This is a genomic window from Cupriavidus sp. 86D6 (genome assembly GCF_057815095.1).
This window is the reverse complement of record NZ_JBYPSB010000014.1, coordinates 68,731-85,617: the sequence shown is the minus strand read 5'-3', so window position 1 is coordinate 85,617 and position 16,887 is coordinate 68,731. Positions and strand designations below refer to the sequence as shown.

The 16,887-nt window shown below is 67.1% G+C and carries 14 protein-coding genes; 7 read left to right on the top strand and 7 right to left on the bottom strand.

All coding sequences use genetic code 11. The features are described 5' to 3' along the window. Positions 1 to 92: 92 nt before the first annotated feature. From AC3G88_RS23855 to AC3G88_RS23845, 3 genes are all read right to left on the bottom strand, one after another. Positions 93 to 1,259 carry a CaiB/BaiF CoA transferase family protein gene (locus AC3G88_RS23855; RefSeq protein ID WP_488774104.1) on the bottom strand — a complete coding sequence of 389 codons (1,167 nt, stop codon included), beginning with the start codon at positions 1,257 to 1,259 and terminating at the stop codon, positions 93 to 95. Positions 1,260 to 1,290: 31 nt separating this feature from the next. Further along, on the bottom strand, positions 1,291 to 2,289 hold the full coding sequence (locus tag AC3G88_RS23850; RefSeq protein WP_488774105.1) for a Bug family tripartite tricarboxylate transporter substrate binding protein: 999 nt from the start codon (positions 2,287 to 2,289) through the stop codon (positions 1,291 to 1,293). A 90-nt stretch (positions 2,290 to 2,379) separates the two neighbouring features. Beyond that, positions 2,380 to 4,191: an acyl-CoA dehydrogenase family protein gene (locus AC3G88_RS23845; RefSeq protein ID WP_488774106.1), complete on the bottom strand. Its 1,812-nt coding sequence runs from the start codon at positions 4,189 to 4,191 to the stop codon at positions 2,380 to 2,382. A 126-nt stretch (positions 4,192 to 4,317) separates the two neighbouring features. Between AC3G88_RS23845 and AC3G88_RS23840 the strand changes: the two genes are divergently transcribed. Next, positions 4,318 to 5,208: a LysR family transcriptional regulator gene (locus AC3G88_RS23840; protein WP_488774107.1), complete on the top strand. Its 891-nt coding sequence runs from the start codon at positions 4,318 to 4,320 to the stop codon at positions 5,206 to 5,208. A gap of 217 nt (positions 5,209 to 5,425) precedes the next feature. Here the strand turns inward: AC3G88_RS23840 and AC3G88_RS23835 are convergent, their stop codons facing one another. Together AC3G88_RS23835 and AC3G88_RS23830 are read right to left on the bottom strand one after the other, a co-directional pair. Beyond that, entirely contained in the window at positions 5,426 to 6,205 is a 780-nt protein-coding gene (locus AC3G88_RS23835) for an anti-sigma factor family protein (protein WP_488774108.1), read from the bottom strand. Continuing rightward, positions 6,202 to 6,720 (bottom strand): sigma-70 family RNA polymerase sigma factor, encoded by a 519-nt coding sequence (locus AC3G88_RS23830; RefSeq protein ID WP_488774109.1) that lies wholly within the window; start codon positions 6,718 to 6,720, stop codon positions 6,202 to 6,204. The genes AC3G88_RS23835 and AC3G88_RS23830 overlap by 4 nt, the downstream gene beginning before the upstream one ends. Before the next feature lie 218 nt (positions 6,721 to 6,938). Between AC3G88_RS23830 and AC3G88_RS23825 the strand changes: the two genes are divergently transcribed. The 3 genes from AC3G88_RS23825 to AC3G88_RS23815 are packed head-to-tail and all read left to right on the top strand — an operon-like array spanning position 6,939 to position 9,543. After that, the gene (locus AC3G88_RS23825; protein WP_488774110.1) at positions 6,939 to 7,274 is read left to right on the top strand and encodes a FeoA family protein; all 336 of its coding nucleotides are present in this window, start codon (positions 6,939 to 6,941) and stop codon (positions 7,272 to 7,274) included. 33 nt (positions 7,275 to 7,307) lie between these two features. After that, positions 7,308 to 9,167 carry a ferrous iron transporter B gene (gene feoB / locus AC3G88_RS23820; RefSeq protein ID WP_400395621.1) on the top strand — a complete coding sequence of 620 codons (1,860 nt, stop codon included), beginning with the start codon at positions 7,308 to 7,310 and terminating at the stop codon, positions 9,165 to 9,167. 40 nt (positions 9,168 to 9,207) lie between these two features. Next, positions 9,208 to 9,543 (top strand): DUF6587 family protein, encoded by a 336-nt coding sequence (locus AC3G88_RS23815; protein WP_400395622.1) that lies wholly within the window; start codon positions 9,208 to 9,210, stop codon positions 9,541 to 9,543. A 344-nt stretch (positions 9,544 to 9,887) separates the two neighbouring features. Here AC3G88_RS23815 and AC3G88_RS23810 read toward each other — a convergent pair whose 3' ends face one another. Beyond that, complete coding sequence (locus AC3G88_RS23810) at positions 9,888 to 11,279, bottom strand: hypothetical protein (protein WP_488774112.1); 1,392 nt, start codon at positions 11,277 to 11,279, stop codon at positions 9,888 to 9,890. 567 nt (positions 11,280 to 11,846) lie between these two features. On the opposite strand from AC3G88_RS23810, the gene leuA reads away from it, so the two are divergent. Together leuA and AC3G88_RS23800 are read left to right on the top strand one after the other, a co-directional pair. After that, complete coding sequence (gene leuA, locus AC3G88_RS23805) at positions 11,847 to 13,535, top strand: 2-isopropylmalate synthase (RefSeq protein WP_488774161.1); 1,689 nt, start codon at positions 11,847 to 11,849, stop codon at positions 13,533 to 13,535. Positions 13,536 to 13,889: 354 nt separating this feature from the next. Beyond that, entirely contained in the window at positions 13,890 to 14,546 is a 657-nt protein-coding gene (locus tag AC3G88_RS23800) for an OmpW/AlkL family protein (protein ID WP_488774113.1), read from the top strand. A 171-nt stretch (positions 14,547 to 14,717) separates the two neighbouring features. Here the strand turns inward: AC3G88_RS23800 and AC3G88_RS23795 are convergent, their stop codons facing one another. Further along, positions 14,718 to 16,208, bottom strand: coding sequence for an AMP nucleosidase (locus AC3G88_RS23795; RefSeq protein ID WP_400394724.1), 1,491 nt, complete (start codon positions 16,206 to 16,208; stop codon positions 14,718 to 14,720). A 250-nt stretch (positions 16,209 to 16,458) separates the two neighbouring features. On the opposite strand from AC3G88_RS23795, the gene AC3G88_RS23790 reads away from it, so the two are divergent. Next, positions 16,459 to 16,848 carry a GNAT family N-acetyltransferase gene (locus AC3G88_RS23790; protein ID WP_101684913.1) on the top strand — a complete coding sequence of 130 codons (390 nt, stop codon included), beginning with the start codon at positions 16,459 to 16,461 and terminating at the stop codon, positions 16,846 to 16,848. Positions 16,849 to 16,887 lie beyond the last annotated feature (39 nt).

Sequence of the window (16,887 nt, the reverse complement as noted above, 5' to 3'; positions counted from 1 at the left end):
GAGGTTCACATTGCGACGTGTCGTGGTTTGAACTGCTGGCCCTCTCCCCCAACCCCTCTCCCGCTGTGCGGGAGAGGGGAGCAACAGCCACCTCAATCGTTCGCCGCTTCTCTCGGCAGGAACGCATTGCCCTCCGTCAGCGGCGCATACCGGTAGGTGGCCGGCGTGCGGCTCAGCTTGACCGGGGCGCCCAGCCCCTTGTAGCCGCCGGGCATTTCCACCACCATCTCGCGGTGCGCGGTGTGCGGATGTGTCAGCGCGTCGGGCACCGACAGCACGGGCGCGCACGGCACGCCGGCCGCCGACAGTTCGTCGGCCAGCGCCTTGCCGTCCCACGCGGCCAGCTTCGATTCCAGCGTGCCCTTGAGCTCCGCCCGGTTGACCGAGCGCGCGCCGGCCGTGGCAAAGCGTTCGTCGTCGGCCAGTTCCGCCACGCCGATGTGCTCGCAGAAGATCCGGAACTGCCGGTCGTTGCCCACCGCCAGGAAGATCGGATCGGTCGCCGTGGCCACCGTGTCGTAAGGGTAGATGTTGGGATGCGCGTTGCCGGTGCGGCCCGGCGTCTTGCCGCTCATGAACCAGTTGGCCGCGTGCGGATGCAGCAGCGACAGGCCGGAGTCATACAGCGCCGCCTCGACGAACTGCCCGCGCCCGCTGCGCTCGCGCTCCTGCAGCGCCAGCAGCACGCCCAGCGCCGCGTTCAGGCCCGTCACCATGTCGACCACCGGCAAACCCACGCGCAGCGGGTCGCGGTCGGGTTCGCCATTGATGCTCATGATGCCGGCCATCGCCTGGATGGCAGCGTCGTAGCCGGGCAGGCCGCCCAGCGGGCCATCGGCACCGAAGCCCGACACGCGGCAATGCACCAGGCGCGGAAAACGCTGCGACAGCGCGTCGTAGCCCAGCCCCCATTTCTCCATCGTGCCGGTCTTGAAATTCTCGACCAGCACATCGGCATCGGCCAGCAGGGCCAGCAGCACCGCGCGGTCGGCGTCGGCGCTCAGGTCCAGCTTCATCACGCGCTTGTTGCGGTTCAGGCCGAAGTAGTACGACGCCACGCCGTCGCGGAACGGCGGCCCCCAGGTGCGCGTGTCGTCGCCCTGCGGCGGTTCGATCTTGAGCACGTCGGCGCCGTGATCTCCCAGGATCTGCCCGCAGAACGGGCCGCCCAGGATGCGTGACAAATCCACTACGCGGATGCCGGCCAGCGCGCCGCTCGTGCTGCTCTTGCCGCTGATGCCGGTTTGGGATGGCGTCATGTCTCTTCCTTGTGATGCTGTTGTCGTGATGTCAGTCCAGCTGCGCGCCGGATTTCTGCACGACGGTACGCCACTTGCCGACCTCGGCCTTGACGAAGTTGCCCAGCTGTTCCGGCGACGTGGACGGCGCCAGTTCCAGCCCCTGCGCCAGCAGCGTCTTGCGGACTTCGGGCTGCTGCAGCGCGTCGGCGAACGCGTGGTTCAGCTTGCCGATGACGGCAGGCGGCGTGCCCGCCGGTGCCACCACGCCAAAGAATACCGAAACATCGAACCCGGCAACACCCTGTTCGGCCACGGTCGGCACATCGGGCAGCGCCTGCGAGCGCGCCTTGGTGGTCACGCCCAGCGCGCGCACCTTGCCGCTCTTGATGAATGGCAGCGCCGTCAGCACGTCGGTGAAGGTCATGCTCACCTGCCCGCCCAGCAGATCGTTCAGCGCGGGGCCGGTGCCCTTGTACGGCACGTGCTGGAAGTCGGTGCCGGCCAGGTTGTTGAACAGCACGCCGGCCAGGTGCGACGACGCCCCGTTGCCCGACGACGCATAGCTAAGCTTGCCCGGATGCGCCTTGCCATAGGCAATCAGCTCCTGCACGTTCCTGGCCGGCACGGCCGGATTCACCACCAGCACATTGGGCAACTGGCCGATCTGGATCACCGGCGTGAAGCTCTTGACCGGGTCGTAGTTGATTTTGCGATACAGGCTCACGTTGATCGCCAGCGGCGCCGATGTGCCGAACATCAGCGTGTAGCCATCGGGCTCGGCCCGCGCCACCACCTCGGCACCGATGTTGCCGCCCGCACCGGCGCGGTTTTCCACCACCACGGGCTGGCCCAGGCTGTTCTTCAGCGCGGCGGCCAGCGTGCGGGCCATTGCATCGGTGGGGCCGCCCGGCGGGTAGGTCACCACCAGCATGATCGGCTTGCTCGGGAAATCCTTCTGCGCGAAGGCAGGGGTGGCCGCTGCAAGCAGCGTGCAGGCGGCCATCGAGGCAAATGCGGCCAGGGCCGCGCGGCGGTGCCATTGGGGCATGATGCGTTGTCTCCGGTGAAGCTTTTTATATCGGGCGCGCGATTCGGGTTGGGGACGCGCGCCCGTTCAAGAACAGCAGACTGCCAAACGTCAGAACACGTTGACCTGATCGACCTGACCGGCGGCGCGCACCACGCCATCGGCAGGAGGAGCCACGGTATCGGCCAGCCAGTCGGGTTCGGTGCCGCCGCCCAGCGGGTCTTGTGGCAGCACGCGATGGACGAGCACCAGTTGCGCCAGGCGCATGCGACGCACCGAGCCGATCCGGCCCGCTTCCCAGGCCATGGCGACGGCACTGGTCACGTGGTACAGCGCCGACGCGGCCTGGCGGGCCAGCACGTCGCCATCGGCACCGGCATCGGCCGCCCGCGCGGCCAGTGCGGCGGCGTTGGCGATGGCCTCGGCAAAGACTTCGCGCGCCTGCGCCTGCAGCGGCGTGTCCTGCAGCAGAGCGGACAGATGCGTCTGCAGCACCGGCAGCGAGCCTTCGCGGCGGATGGCGCGCAGCACGTCGAGTGCGACGATATTGCTGGTGCCTTCCCAGATCGATCCCAGATGGGCGTCGCGCACCAGGCGCGGGTCGCTCCATTCCTCGATGTACCCGCAGCCGCCGCGAATCTCCATCGCATCGCCGGTCACCTTGCGGGCGTCGCGGCAGGCGCGGAACTTGATCAGCGGCGTCAGGATGCGCATCAGCGGATAGGCGTCGGTCTCGCCCGCGTCGGCACGGCGCAGCGCCTCGGCGGTCTGGAACACCATCGTGCGGGCCTGCTCGGTGGGCAGCGTGAGCTTGAGCAACTGGCGGCGCATCAGCGGCATGTCGGCCAGCCGCTTGCCGAAGGCGCGGCGCTCGCGGGCGATGAACTGGCCCTCGGTCAGCGCGCGGCGCATCAGGCCGGCCGCCCGCACGCCGTTGGACAGCCGCGAGTTGTTGATCATGTCGGCCATCTGCACGAAGCCACGGCCCAGTTCGCCCACCAGGTGCGCGTGCGCGCCTTCCAGGCGGATTTCGCCGCTGGCCATCGATCGCGTGCCGAGCTTGTCCTTTAGACGGATGATGCGGTAGTGGTTGGCGCTGCCATCGGCCAGCGTGCGCGGCAGCAGGAACAGCGACACGCCCTTGATGCCGTCCACGGCCGTGCCGTCGGCCTCTTCGACGCGCGCCAGCACCATGGCCAGTGCGGCGTCGGGGTTGGAGCAGAACCACTTGTCGCCCACCAGGCGCCAGCCGCCTTCGGCGCTGTCGTCGCGGATCGCCCGCGTGGCCGTGGCGGCCACATCGGAGCCGGCACCCTGTTCGGTCATGAACATCGCGCCCTGGTACAGGTCGTCGAACACCTGCGTGGTCAGGTTCGGCAGGAATCGGTCCACCAGCGCCGGGGCGCCGAACTTGCGCAGCGTGCGCGTCAGCGAATCGGTCATCGACAGCGGGCAGCACAGTCCGAATTCGGCCTGCACGAACAGATAGGTCAGCGCGTACTTGGCTGCCGGCGGCATCGGCTTGTCCCAGCCCAGCACCCCGCCACGATGCGACGCGGCGGCCAGGCCGAATTCCGAGAACGCCACGCGTTCCAGTTCGACGTAGGCCGGATGCTTGTGGATGCGCTGGCCGTCCAGCCCCGTGCGCGTCCGGTGCGACAGCGTCGGCGGCTCGTGGTCGGCCACGTTGGCCAGTTCGTCGAGCACGCCGCCGGCCAGCGCGCCCATGCGCTCCAGGTGCGGCAGCAGGTGATTGAACAGGTCGGCCGGCAGGTACAGCGGCAGCAGCGCCCGCAGGTCGGGGTCGGCCGCGAACAGGCTCGACCCATGGCGGTCGGGCACCGGATGGGCGTCTGGGTGTGCGTCGGGCCGGGCATCTCGCGCGGGCTGCGATGCGGCGGGGCGGGTGGCGCTGGTCGGCATGCGGTGTCTCCGTGGCTCCCTGCCCTGCAGAACGGCGGGCGGGATGGTTTGGGATCCATTATTTGGTGGCCAACGATTCGCGTCCAATTCTAAAATTGGCTTGATCAATACAAAATTTGTATCGCCATGGAATTCCGCCACCTCCGTTACTTCCTCGTGCTGGCCGAGGAACTGCACTTCGGCCGCGCCGCCCGGCGCCTGTCGATTTCACAGCCGCCGCTGTCGCTCAATATCCAGCAGCTCGAGGCGTCGGTGGGTGCCCGTTTGTTCGAGCGCGACAGTCGCGGCGTGCGCCTGACCGCCGCCGGCCGGGCATTTCAGGAATCGGCTATCGCCTTGCTGGCGCAGGCCGAATCGGCGCGGCTGCTGGCGCGCGAGATCGAGGCCGGCGCGGTGGGCCGCCTGCGGGTGGGCTTTGTCGGGTCGATGCTGTATCGCGGGTTGCCGCAGCGGCTGCAGGAATTCCAGCGCCGCTATCCGGGCATCCACGTGGCGCTGACCGAACTCAATTCGCAGGAACAGATCGACGCCCTGCTGCATGGCGAGCTCGATGCGGGCTTTGTCCACACCAGCCGGGTGCCCGATGAACTGGCGGCCACGCTGGCGCATGCCGAGCCGTTCGTCTGCTGCATGCCGGCCGACCACCGGCTGGCGGCCAGTGATACGGTGGCCCTGACGGACTTGCGCGGCGAGCCGTTTGTGCTGTTTTCGCGCAAGGCCTCGCCCGACTATTACAGCCGCATCTTCGACATGTGCGCGGCACATGGCTTCTATCCGCGCATCCGGCACGAGGTGCGCCACTGGTTGTCGGTGGTATCGCTGGTGTCGCAGGGCATGGGGGTGGCCGTGGTGCCGGCAGCCATGGCGCGGTCCGGCATGGCGGGGGCGGCGTTCCGGCCGCTGGCCGACGCCACGGTGCCATCGGAGGTCTATTGCGTGTGGAAGCAGGCACCCGATCATCCCGCACGCGACCACTTCGTGGCGACAGTCAGGGCGGCCGCGCAGACCGGCGTCTAGCTGGGAAATGCCAGCCCGGGGGCAAAAGAAAAAGCCACCGGCCCAAGGGCCAGTGGCTATGAAGTACGCGTGGAACGGGGTGTTCAGCGTGCGTGAAGCTTAGGGCCGGGGCGTGCGCCGCACCAATACCGCAATTGTGTTATTCGACGGCCAAATGGCGAATACGCCGCGGATTCGGGCACCCTTCGGGGTAATCCCTAGCATTAACCCGCATGGTTCACGTATCGCCCGGCGCCACGGCGCGCTGCACGGGCAGCGCGGCCGGATTGTCGGTCGGACTGACCACCGCATATAGATAGCGGCCATTGCGCCAGTACTGGGCCATCAGGTTGCCCTCGGTGCGCGACCCGTTACGCAGGCGCAGATCGCCTTGCGGCCGCACGTAGTAAACGATTGCCTGCATCTGCGGGTTCCGGTACAGGATCATCGCCGCGGGGCCTTGTTCGGTCGACATCAGGCGGCCACCCACGGGATGAAACCCGTAGGTCGAAAAATCGGGCAGCGGGGCCGGCTGCACGAAATGGCGATTCAGCCATGACTGCAGTTCGCGCGCGTCGGCGGCCGTGCCATCGACCTTCACATCGACCTTCACATCGACCATCTGCGGCGTGGCGCTGACCGCGAACAGCCGATAGGCCGACATCGCATCGGCCATCGGCGGATAGCTCTGGCGCAGTGCAATCTCGCGCGACTGCCAGCCGCCCATGCCGCCCACGGCCAGCGCCATGACCAGCGACGCGGCGATGGCCGCGCGGTGCCGCAGGCGGTCGCGCAGGCCACGGCGGATGCGGAACGGATCGAGCCGGGCCGGCGTGTCGGCCGGGGGCGGCTCCATGCTGGCGCGCAGGCGTTGCATGTCGAGCCGGATCTCCTGCACTTCGCGCGCCAGGTCGGGGTGGCTGGCGATTAGTGCGTCGATCTGCAGTCGGCGCGTTTCGTCCAGTTCGCCATCGACGTAGGCATGCAGTTCCGGTTCGGTGGGCATCAGGGTATTCATTTGAGCACCTGCAGGGGGGAATGGACGACCTTGCCGTCGGTGAGTTCGCGCAGTGCCTTGCGCGCCCGCGAGATGCGAGACATCACGGTGCCGATGGGCACGTCGAGCGCATCGGCGGCCTCCTGGTAGCTGAGCCCCTCCACCGTGACCAGCATCAGCAGCGCGCGCTGTTCGGCTGACAACTGGTTGAAGTTGTCCAGCGCCGAGCGGGTCAGCACTACATCTTCGGTGGAGGGGGCGCTGTCTTCGTCACTGCCCACGCCGAACAGCGTCAGCAGGCCCGCGTACCGCCTGGCGCGGCGCTGGCCGTCGAGGAACAGCCGGTAGAGGATCGAAAACAGCCAGGCGCGCAGGTCGCCGCCATCCTGGCGCGTCACACGGCGCGACAGCGCGCGTTCCAGGCACGCCTGCACCAGGTCGTCCGCGCTGGCCTCGTTGCGCGTCAGCGACACCGCGAAGCGGCGCAGCCTCGGGATCACTTCGCGCAGCGCATCGTCTGAGAAATCGTTGTCCATCGGTATGGGGGGCGGCGGAGGGCGGTCCGAGAGCGTGGTTATTTGGTAAACGTCCGGCAGGACGAATTATTCCGTCCACATGACATACAGCTGACAACGGTGTGGCTTCAGCGCGCAAATGGCGCGGATGCTATACAATCGAGAACGATTTCTATTTACGTACCCAGCAGGATTTTCCCTGCCGCGCGGCGGCGATCCCGCCCTTGGACTGGAAGCATATGCGGTTGTCTGAACTGCCCCGGCGCACGGTCGCCATCGTGAAATCGGTGGACGATGCCACCCCTGGCGACCCTGTTGCGCGACGCCTGCGCGATCTTGGCTTCGTGCCCGGCGAATCCGTGCAGATTGTCACCTTCGGCCCGTTCGGCAAGGATCCGTTGGTCGCCCAGGTAGGCTACACGCGCTTTGCACTGCGCCGCTCGGAGGCCGACCGGATTGCCGTGGAGGTGGCCACCGCCACCGTGTCGCGCATCGCGCCGGCAGGCCAGGCCGATATGGCCAGGACGGCCGGTACGACCGACGCTTCCGATTCCGACGCCCAGCGCATCGCCTGACGGCCCCCGCGCGTCGCCTGACCCTATCCCATCATGTCAGTTGCCCAGAATGCCTCCGCCTTGCGCATCGCGCTGGTAGGCAACCCCAATTGCGGCAAGACCGCACTGTTCAACCGCCTCACCGGCAGCCGCCAGAAGGTGGCCAACTACGCCGGCGTGACCGTCGAGCGCAAGGAAGGCCAGTTCGTCTCGCCGGCCGGCCGCACCGTGCGCATCCTGGATCTGCCCGGCGCATACAGCCTGCATTCGGCCAGCCTGGACGAAGCCATCACGCGCGAGGTCTGCATGGGCCAGCGTGCCGGCGAGGTGCGGCCCGACCTGCTGGTGTCGGTGGTCGACGCCACCAACCTGCGCCTGCACCTGCGCTTCGTGCTGGAACTGCGCCGCCTGGGCCTGCCCATGGTGGTGGTGCTCAACATGAGCGATGCGGCGGCACGCCGTGGCATCGTGATCGACCGCGATGCGCTGTCGCGGGCGCTGGGTGTGCCCGTGGTGCAGACCGTGGCCGTCAAGCGCGACGGCGCCGCCGCGCTGGTGAAGCTGTTCGACGAGACGCTGCCCCCGGCGCCGCCCGCGCAGGCACTCGACAGCGTGTCCGAGCTCGATACCCACGCCGAGGTCAAGCGCCTGCTGGACGCCGCCGTGACGATGCCCACGCGCACCGCACGCTTCGACGACGCCGTGGACCGCGTGGTGCTGCACCCGGTGTTCGGCCTGGTGATCCTGGCCGTGCTGCTGTTCTTCATGTTCCAGGCCGTGTTCTCGTGGGCCGAGCCGATGATGGACGGCATCGAGGCCGGCGTGCATGTCTTTGGCGAATGGATCGGCGGCCTGATGCCCGACGGCATGCTGAAAAGCCTGCTGGTGGACGGCCTGATCGCCGGCCTGGGCAGCGTGATCGTGTTCCTGCCGCAGATCCTGATCCTGTTCCTGTTCATCCTGACGCTCGAGGAATCGGGCTACCTGCCGCGTGCCGCGTTCCTGCTGGACCGGCTGATGATGGGCGCGGGCCTGTCGGGCCGGTCGTTCATCCCGCTGCTGTCCAGCTTTGCCTGCGCGATTCCGGGCATCATGGCCACCCGCACGATCCAGGACCCGCGCGACCGGCTGACCACCATCCTGGTGGCGCCGCTGATGACCTGCTCGGCGCGCCTGCCGGTGTATGCGCTGCTGATCGGCGCATTCATTCCGCAACGCACCGTGGCCGGCCTGTTCAACCTGCAGGGCCTGGTGCTGTTCGTGCTGTACGTGGCCGGCATCGTCAGCGCGCTGCTGGTGGCCTACGTGCTGAAGTGGTTCCGCCGCGACCGCACCGACCATCCACTGCTGATGGAACTGCCGTCGTACCGCGTGCCGAATCCGCGCGATATCGGCATCGGCCTGTGGGAGCGTGCGCGCATCTTCCTGTCGCGCGTGGGCAAGGTGATCCTGACGCTGACCGTGCTGCTGTGGTTCCTGGCCACGTTCCCGTCGCCGCCCGAAGGCGCCACCATGCCGCCGATCGACTACAGCTTCGCCGGCATGATCGGCCGCGCGCTGGAGCATGTGTTTGCCCCGATCGGCTTCAACTGGCAGATCTGCATCGCGCTGGTACCGGGCCTGGCCGCGCGCGAAGTGGCGGTGGGTGCGCTGGCCACGGTGTACGCGCTGTCGGGCAGCGACGATGCCGTGGCGGTGCAGCTGGCGCCGATGATCGCGGCGCAATGGTCGCTGGCCACGGCGCTGTCGCTGCTGGCCTGGTATGTCTTCGCGCCACAGTGCATTTCCACGCTGGCGGTGATCCGTCGCGAGACCAACTCATGGAAGGTGATGGCGGCCTCGGCCGCCTACCTGGCCGGGCTGGCCTATCTCGCGTCGTTCATCACGTACCGCGTGGCGCTGGCGCTTACCTGACTGCGAGGAAACTGACGCGCTGCCTTCAAGTCCAACGGCCATGACCCTCTATCACGCCTTCGAAACCCTGATCGTTCCGCTAATCGTGCTGGGCTGCGCCATCCACGTGGCGGGCCGCTATATGCCGCGCACCCGCGAGCGCGCGAAGGCACGGCTGGCGGCGATGCTGGGCGGCGCGGCGGCCAGCGGCTGGCGCGGATGGCTGGCACGACGCCTGGCCCCGACCCAGGCCGCGGGGTGCGCCAGCGGCTGCGATACGAACAGCGGCTGCGGCACGTGCGACGCGAACACGTCGGGCGCCGGTTCCGGCGATACGGGCAGTACCGCTTCCGGCGGCAGCAACGAGCAGGTCATCCGCTTCGTACGCAAATCCTGATGACGGCACCGGCCCGAGCGGCTCGGCAATGACAACGGCGATCCCTTGGGGTCGCCGTTTTGTTTTTTCGCGGCGCCCTTGCGTACCCGTTTCTGCGTACCAGCGCGGCGCCGCTCGCTATGCGCTCCCCTCTCCCGCCTGCGGGAGAGGGGTGGGGGAGAGGGTTGGCCCACAAGGCACCGATATCGCCGATTGAACCCCCTTGCCCTCTCCCCCGACCCCTCTCCCGTGTACGGGAGAGGGGAGCAAACCCGCGGTCGATCGGCGAAGCGTACCCATTTCTGCGTGGCGCCCACCCAACGAAACACCCCCCGCCAGCGTGCATGCTTCGCGTCCACCCTGCCCTATTGCGCCACCCCCGGAATCGTCAGCGACACCGGCATGGCCTCGGTCCCGGCGGTACATGAGACGATCACCGTGAAGGGTCCCGATCCGGTGGGCACCACCGATGCCAGGTTGCCCCCGTGCGGCACGATCGACACCGGACCGCTGCCCACCTGCCAGTTCCACGTACCGTTGCAACCCGTGACGCCTTCGTCAATGCCACGGTGCAACAGGTGGGCGGAAACCGGTGCCCCGCCATTCGGCACGACGAACGGGCTCGGGCCGCTGTAGATCAGGCCCCACGTCGGCTGCTCGGTCACCAGCAGCTGGGCGCGCGGCTTGGCGGTGATGGTCAGGCTGCCGGCCATTTCGTCCAGCACGCTTTGCAGCGGGGCGATGCCGGTCGGGCGGCTGGTGCTGACCGTGGTCACGCGCGTGGACGCGTTTGGCACCACCGCCAGCGACGGCGAGGTGGTCATGTACGTCCACAGCCCGGTGAAGTCGGCCGTGGCATCGCTCTCGTCATTGCGCAGCACGCGCGAATCGTAGGTCTGTGGGTAGCCATTCAGCACGTTCAGCGCGTTGATCTGCTTGCCGTACTGCGACAGCACCAGGCGATAGGTCGACACGCTGGTCTTGAACACCGACACCAGGAAGGCGCCGGTCAGGGTATTGCCGTCGGGCGCGGTGACCTGCACCGTCACCATGGACTGCGCCGTGGTGTCGCTGGTGTTGACGCCGCGCAGTGTGCCCACGTTGGTGGAGCCGGTGGCCTGGACGGCCGTCGTGCTGCTGCGCCACGTCCAGCCGGTGGCGGCGCCCGAGCGGTCCGCGCCGTCGCTGTCGATCAGCGATGCCGTTACCGGCAGCACCTGGCCGTTGGTCATCGACAGCACCGGATACGGCAGCGCCAGGCTGTACGTACGCACACCCGGTGCCACCACGGTGATCGTGGCGGCCACCTGCGGGAGCGCGGTTGCCGTGCCATTGGCGCCGGCCACCGTCGCGGCCACGTTCACGGCCGTAGTGCCCACGCCCACGCCTGTCACCACGGCGCTGCCGGGGATGGTGCCGTTGGCCACCGCTGCCACGGAGCCGTTGCCGCTGGTCCAGACGAAGGTCGTGGCGCTCGTGACGTCGTTGCCGAGATCGTCGACAACCGATGCCGTCAGCGAGAGGGTGCTGCCCACGCCTACCTGCCCCGACGTACGGTTCATGACCAGCGTGTACGACTTGGCGACGGCCGTGCTGCCGCTACCACCGTTGCCACCTGCGCTGCCACCGGCATCGCCGCCGGTTCCCGCGGGTGCCGTCGCGCCGGCGCCCGAGCTGCCGCCACCGCCGCCACATGCCCCCAGCAGCATGGCGGTCGCCATGCACGCGATCCACCCCGTCCACGTACGTGTACGCATGATTGCCCCCTCTGTCGTTATCGATCCCGTTCCTGCTGCTGTCAGCCTAGGCGGGAAGTGGATGGCGATGTACCGGCCAGAGGACTGAGCGCCAACCCACATATCGGGTGGAGTCCATCCGTTCGGGGTAAGGCTTTGACGTGCGGTGCCTCGCATTCCAGGCCGAATCAGACCTGTCAGACGACATGCCGACGGTTGACGCTGTGGCCAGTTTTGCACTACCCTCATCCTGTTCGTCCGTGCCAGATGGCGCGACGATATCCTTCTCGCACGATGCCAGCCAACACCTTCACCCTCCGCCACGCCGCAGATGCCTCGCGCATCGGTGCCGCCGTGCGCGCGCGTGTTGAGGGTTCGCTGGCCGCCCTGACGTCGTGCCGCGCCCTGCTGGGCGCTTCCTCGCTACTGCTAGGCCTACCGATCGGTTGCCGGGCCTAGTGCCCCGTGGCAGTTCGGCAGCCTTTCGCCACCCTTTTTCCGTTTTCCTGTTTTTCCGTTCACACGAAGCCCTCGTACCGCGAGGCGCTTCCTGATGCTTCCTTAGCGAGGAAGGAGATACCCATGCCCATGTTGCGCAACCCCGCCGCCAAGTACCGTCCCGCCACCGTTGTCGATTTGCCCGACCGCGCGTGGCCATCGCGCCAGATCACCCGCGCACCGCGCTGGATGAGCACCGATCTGCGCGACGGCAACCAGGCGCTGATCGAGCCGATGAACAGCGCCCGCAAGCTGCGCTTCTTCGAACAGCTGGTGAAGGTCGGTCTCAAGGAAATCGAGGTCGCGTTCCCGTCTGCATCGCAGACCGATTTCGATTTTGTCCGCATGCTGATCGAGGAAGACCGCATTCCGGACGACGTCACCATCGTGGTGCTGACCCAGGCGCGCGATGACCTGATCCGCCGCACCGTGGAATCGGTGCGCGGCGCCAAACGCGCCACCGTGCACCTGTACAACCCGATCGCCCCGGCCTGGCGGCGCATCGTGTTCAATGCGTCGCGCGACGAGATCAAGGAGGTGGCCGTGTCCGGCACGCGCCTGATCCGCGAGCTGACCGATGCCATGCCGGAAACAGCCTGGTCGTACGAATACTCGCCCGAGACCTTCAGCCTGGCCGAGCTCGATTTCTCGCTGGAAGTATCTGACGCGGTGTCGGCCGTCTGGCAACCGGATGCCACGCGCCCGATGATCCTGAACCTGCCCACCACGGTGGAATGCAGCACGCCCAACATCTTTGCCGACCAGATCGAATGGATGCATCGGCATCTGGCGCGACGCGAACACATCGTGCTGTCCGTCCATCCGCATAACGACCGCGGCACCGCCGTGGCCGCCGCCGAACTGGCCGTGATGGCCGGCGCCGACCGCGTGGAAGGCTGCCTCTTCGGCAACGGCGAACGCACCGGCAACGTCGATCTGGTCACGCTGGCGCTGAATCTTTACACCCAGGGCGTAGACCCCGAACTCGATTTTTCCGATATCGACGAAGTGCGCCAGTGCGTGGAACACTGCAACCAGCTGCCCGTGCACCCGCGCCATCCGTACGTGGGCGACCTGGTCTTCACGGCCTTTTCCGGCTCTCACCAGGACGCCATCCGCAAGGGCTTTGCGCAGCAGAAGCCTGACGCCATCTGGGAAGTGCCCTACCTGCCGATCGACCCCGCCGACCTGGGCCGCAGCTACGACGCGGTCATCCGCGTGAACAGCCAGTCGGGCAAGGGCGGCATGGCGTATCTGCTGGAGCAGGCCCATGGCATCTTCATGCCGCGCCGCCTGCAGATCGAATTCAGCCGCGCGGTGCAGGTGATGACCGACCAGACCGGGCTCGAAGCCAGTGCAGAGGACCTCTACGCGCTGTTCCGCCGCGAATACCTCGACGTAGAGGCGCCGCTGCGCTATGTGTCGCACCGCATGGTGTCGACCCGCGACAACGCCGTGGAAATCGAGATGGAAGTGACACGCGACGGGCAGCCCGTGCGGGTGCGCGGTGCGGGCAACGGGCCCATCGACGCCACCGTCGATGCGTTCTCACGCGGCCTGGGCATTGCCGTGCGGGTGATGGACTATCACGAGCACGCCATGACCACTGGCGCCGATGCCAATGCGGCCTGCTATGTGGAAGTTCGTGTTGGCGATTCGCCGACGGGCTTTGGCGCCGGCGTGGACGCCAGCATCGTCACGGCATCGCTGAAGGCCATGGTGTCGGGTGTCAACCGGCATCTGCAGGCGCAGGATCAGGACCAGGCCGAGGCGGCTTGATCCGCGGCTTGCGCTGATCGTCCGATCTGGCGGAAAAACGGTGTGCCCTGCCCCCACAGGGCACACCTGAAAAGACGTCCTGGCGGACGCCCACGACATGCGCGGTGCACAACCACGAGCCCACAGCGTACGGGCCGCAACGCGCGGGCGCCACGAATAAATCCGCATGTCCATAGAAGCATTCACCGCGTGTCGCAAGCCCCTGCCGGGCTGCGCCACCGCCGGTGTCGCGCATTGACGACGCAGTTCCATCCAATTTGCGTGGGCTGCACTTCACTTGTCCTGCATCAAGGTTTGGGGGCCTCGCTCAAGACACACTGGTCGCACTTTTTCGATGTTTTGTGCCTGACCAACATGACCACTGCAACTTCTCCCCGCCGCAAGACCCTCGTTTCCTCGATCTGCATGGCGCTCGCCGCCGCCACCTTCGGCAGCATTTCCGCGCCCGCCATTGCCGCTGACGAAGCGCAGGGCAACTGGATGGTCCGCCTGCGCGGCACCTATCTGGACATGGCCAACAAGTCGGATCCCGTGGGTGGGGTGGGTGCATCGGATCGCATCCACGTCAACAACAAGTGGATCCCGGAAGTCGATATCACCTACTTCATCGTCCCGCATATCGCGGCCGAACTGGTGCTGACCATTCCGCAGAAGCAGGACGTAAGCCTTGACGGCACGAAGATCGGCACGTTCAAGCACCTGCCGCCGAGCCTCCTGCTGCAGTACCACTTCCTGCCGAACGGCACGTTCCGCCCGTACGTCGGGGCCGGCGTGAACGCGACGCGCATCTATGGCGCCGATCTGGCCGGTGGCACGCTGGGTCTGGACAAGTGGAGCGTGGGTCCGGCCCTGCAGATCGGCATGGACTACAAGCTCACCAAGAACTGGTTCCTGAACGTGGACGCCAAGAAGGTCTGGATTTCCAGCAACGTCTACGCCAATGGTGTCAAGGTGTCGACGGTCAGCCTCGACCCGTGGCTGTTCAGCGCCGGCGTGGGCTATCGCTTCTGAGGGGTCTACGAAATTAAGGTTTTTCCGAGACTTTCCACTTTGTCTCCTCGAGGGAAGGCCGCCTAACCGACGTCCTTCCCGCCTCACTGCGCGCGGCAACGCCGCGCGCTTTTTTATTTCTGTTTCCCGTCGAAGGGCGTGAGGCCGGCCATGGTCTCCGGGCCCCCGGCGTTAGCGGAACGCCGGTTCGTCGAAGCTGCGCAACTTGCGCGAGTGCAGTTCCTCGACGCCGTTCTCGCGCAGGATGCGGATGGCTTCCAGGCCGATCGTCATGTGCTGGCTGACGCGCTGGCGGTAGAACGCGTTGGCCATGCCGCGCAGTTTCAACTCGCCATGCAGTGGCTTGTCGGATACGCACAGCAACGTGCCATAGGGTACGCGCAGGCGGAAGCCATTGGCAGCCACGGCCGCGCTTTCCATGTCGATCGCAATCGCGCGCGACTGGTTGAAGCGCGCGTACAGCGCCTTCGACTTCAGCTCCCAGTTACGGTCGTCGGTCGATACCACCGTGCCGGTGCGCATGCGCGTCTTCATCTCGGTGCCGGACAAACCCGTCACGCGGGCCACCGCTTCCTGCAGCGCCACCTGGATTTCGGCGATCGGGGGCACCGGCACCCACGGCGGCAGGTCGTGGTCCAGCACATGATCGTCGCGCACGTAGGCGTGCGCCAGCACGTAATCGCCCAGTTGCTGCGAGCGGCGCAGTCCGCCGCAGTGGCCCACCATCAGCCAGCAATGTGGCCGCAAGACGGCCAGGTGGTCGGTCATGGTCTTGGCGTTCGACGGCCCCACGCCGATGTTCACCAGCGTCACGCCGAGCCCGTCCTCGCGCACCAGGTGATAGGCCGGCATCTGCGGCAGCGCCTTTGGGCGCGACGCGTCGTCAGGTTCGACGCCGCCCAGGTCCTGCACCACATCGCCCGGCTCGACAAACCGCACATAGCCGTCGCCACCGTCACCAGACATCAGGTTGCGCCCCAATGTCACGAACTCGTCGACATATCGCTGATAGTTCGTGAACAGCACGAACCGCTGGAAGTGATGCGGCGCCGTGCCCGTGTAGTGGTAAAGCCGCTGCAGCGCCAGGTCCACGCGTTCGGCCGGGAACAGCGACAACGGCCAGGCTTCGCCCGGTGTGGGCTCGTAGGTGCCGTTGGCAATCGAATCGTCGATGCGGCTCAGCTCGGGCAGCACGAACGAGGCTTCCAGTTCGCGGGCCTGGGTGTAGCTGATGTCGGTGGTCGATGCCTCGATCACGAACGGCAGCGGAATCGGCCGGCGCGACAGGCCCACCACCACCGGCACGCGGTGATAGCGCATCAGCCGTTCGATCTGGTCGCGGTAGTAGTCGCACAGCAGATCCGGCCGCGTGACCGTGGTGCCGTACACCCCGGGGTAGGCCACCGTGCCCCACGACGGGCGGCTGTCGGTGACCATGGTTTCCAGGTTGACGGAGATGCCGAGATACGGGTAGCACGCGTGGGCCGCCGATGGCAGCGGCTTGCCCTTGGCAAACGCGTCGAAGCGCGCACGCACGGCCGCCACGGAACTGTCGTAGATCTCGCGGATACGCGCCATGGCGCTATCGGCATTGCTGAACTCGGCCAGCTGATCGGCCGGGTGTGCGGAGGAGAAGATGGGGGCGTTCATGGCAGCCATCATACCGCCAGCTTCCGGCGCGCGACAGGCCGTTGCGCGCCGCGCATCGGGACGCGCCCGTGCGTGCGGACGGTCGCATTTTGCGGACAAAGTTGTTTGACGCCGCCGCATCGGCTTCGCTACACTCTGCGCCGAAATGCGCGACGAATTGTCGCGACATATCGCGCGAAAACGCGGCGCAGCCGCTCTGCGCCCCCCCACTTCTGGAGGGTCTGCATGCATGCGCTCCGGAATCACGCAGGAGGAATTGTCGATGGAAATCCGTAATCCGTTGCCCGCAGAGGTGGAGGCGGCCCGGCTGCTGCTGGCTGCCAACGGTTGGGAACAACGGGTCGGCAATCCCGAGCGGTTCGCGCAACTGATCGCCAACTCCCAACGCGTGGCGGTAGCGGTGGAAAACGGCGAGGTCATCGGCTTCGCCCGAGCACTCTGCGACGATATCTCCAACGGATACATCTCGATGGTCGCCGTGGCGCCCCAGCATCGACGCCGCGGCATCGGCCGCGCTTTGCTGCGCCACGTGATGGGCAACGACCCGGACATCACCTGGGTCCTGCGCGCAGCGCGCTCCTCGGAAGCCGCATTCTTCGGCCAACTGGGCTTCACGCCATCGATGGTGGCCATGGAGTGGCGCCGGCGCTAACGCGCTGCCCGTTCGCCCCCCACCGCGCCGGCCGGCAAC

What these genes read in the sequence shown, in the direction of transcription:
- AC3G88_RS23855 (WP_488774104.1), bottom strand. Translation starts at nt 1,259, where the DNA reads ATGACGCCATCCCAAACCGGCATCAGCGGCAAGAGCAGCACGAGCGGC.
- AC3G88_RS23850 (WP_488774105.1), bottom strand. Translation starts at nt 2,289, where the DNA reads ATGCCCCAATGGCACCGCCGCGCGGCCCTGGCCGCATTTGCCTCGATG.
- AC3G88_RS23845 (WP_488774106.1), bottom strand. Translation starts at nt 4,191, where the DNA reads ATGCCGACCAGCGCCACCCGCCCCGCCGCATCGCAGCCCGCGCGAGAT.
- AC3G88_RS23840 (WP_488774107.1), top strand. Translation starts at nt 4,318, where the DNA reads ATGGAATTCCGCCACCTCCGTTACTTCCTCGTGCTGGCCGAGGAACTG.
- AC3G88_RS23835 (WP_488774108.1), bottom strand. Translation starts at nt 6,205, where the DNA reads ATGAATACCCTGATGCCCACCGAACCGGAACTGCATGCCTACGTCGAT.
- AC3G88_RS23830 (WP_488774109.1), bottom strand. Translation starts at nt 6,720, where the DNA reads ATGGACAACGATTTCTCAGACGATGCGCTGCGCGAAGTGATCCCGAGG.
- AC3G88_RS23825 (WP_488774110.1), top strand. Translation starts at nt 6,939, where the DNA reads ATGCGGTTGTCTGAACTGCCCCGGCGCACGGTCGCCATCGTGAAATCG.
- feoB (WP_400395621.1), top strand. Translation starts at nt 7,308, where the DNA reads ATGTCAGTTGCCCAGAATGCCTCCGCCTTGCGCATCGCGCTGGTAGGC.
- AC3G88_RS23815 (WP_400395622.1), top strand. Translation starts at nt 9,208, where the DNA reads ATGACCCTCTATCACGCCTTCGAAACCCTGATCGTTCCGCTAATCGTG.
- AC3G88_RS23810 (WP_488774112.1), bottom strand. Translation starts at nt 11,279, where the DNA reads ATGCGTACACGTACGTGGACGGGGTGGATCGCGTGCATGGCGACCGCC.
- leuA (WP_488774161.1), top strand. Translation starts at nt 11,847, where the DNA reads ATGTTGCGCAACCCCGCCGCCAAGTACCGTCCCGCCACCGTTGTCGAT.
- AC3G88_RS23800 (WP_488774113.1), top strand. Translation starts at nt 13,890, where the DNA reads ATGACCACTGCAACTTCTCCCCGCCGCAAGACCCTCGTTTCCTCGATC.
- AC3G88_RS23795 (WP_400394724.1), bottom strand. Translation starts at nt 16,208, where the DNA reads ATGATGGCTGCCATGAACGCCCCCATCTTCTCCTCCGCACACCCGGCC.
- AC3G88_RS23790 (WP_101684913.1), top strand. Translation starts at nt 16,459, where the DNA reads ATGGAAATCCGTAATCCGTTGCCCGCAGAGGTGGAGGCGGCCCGGCTG.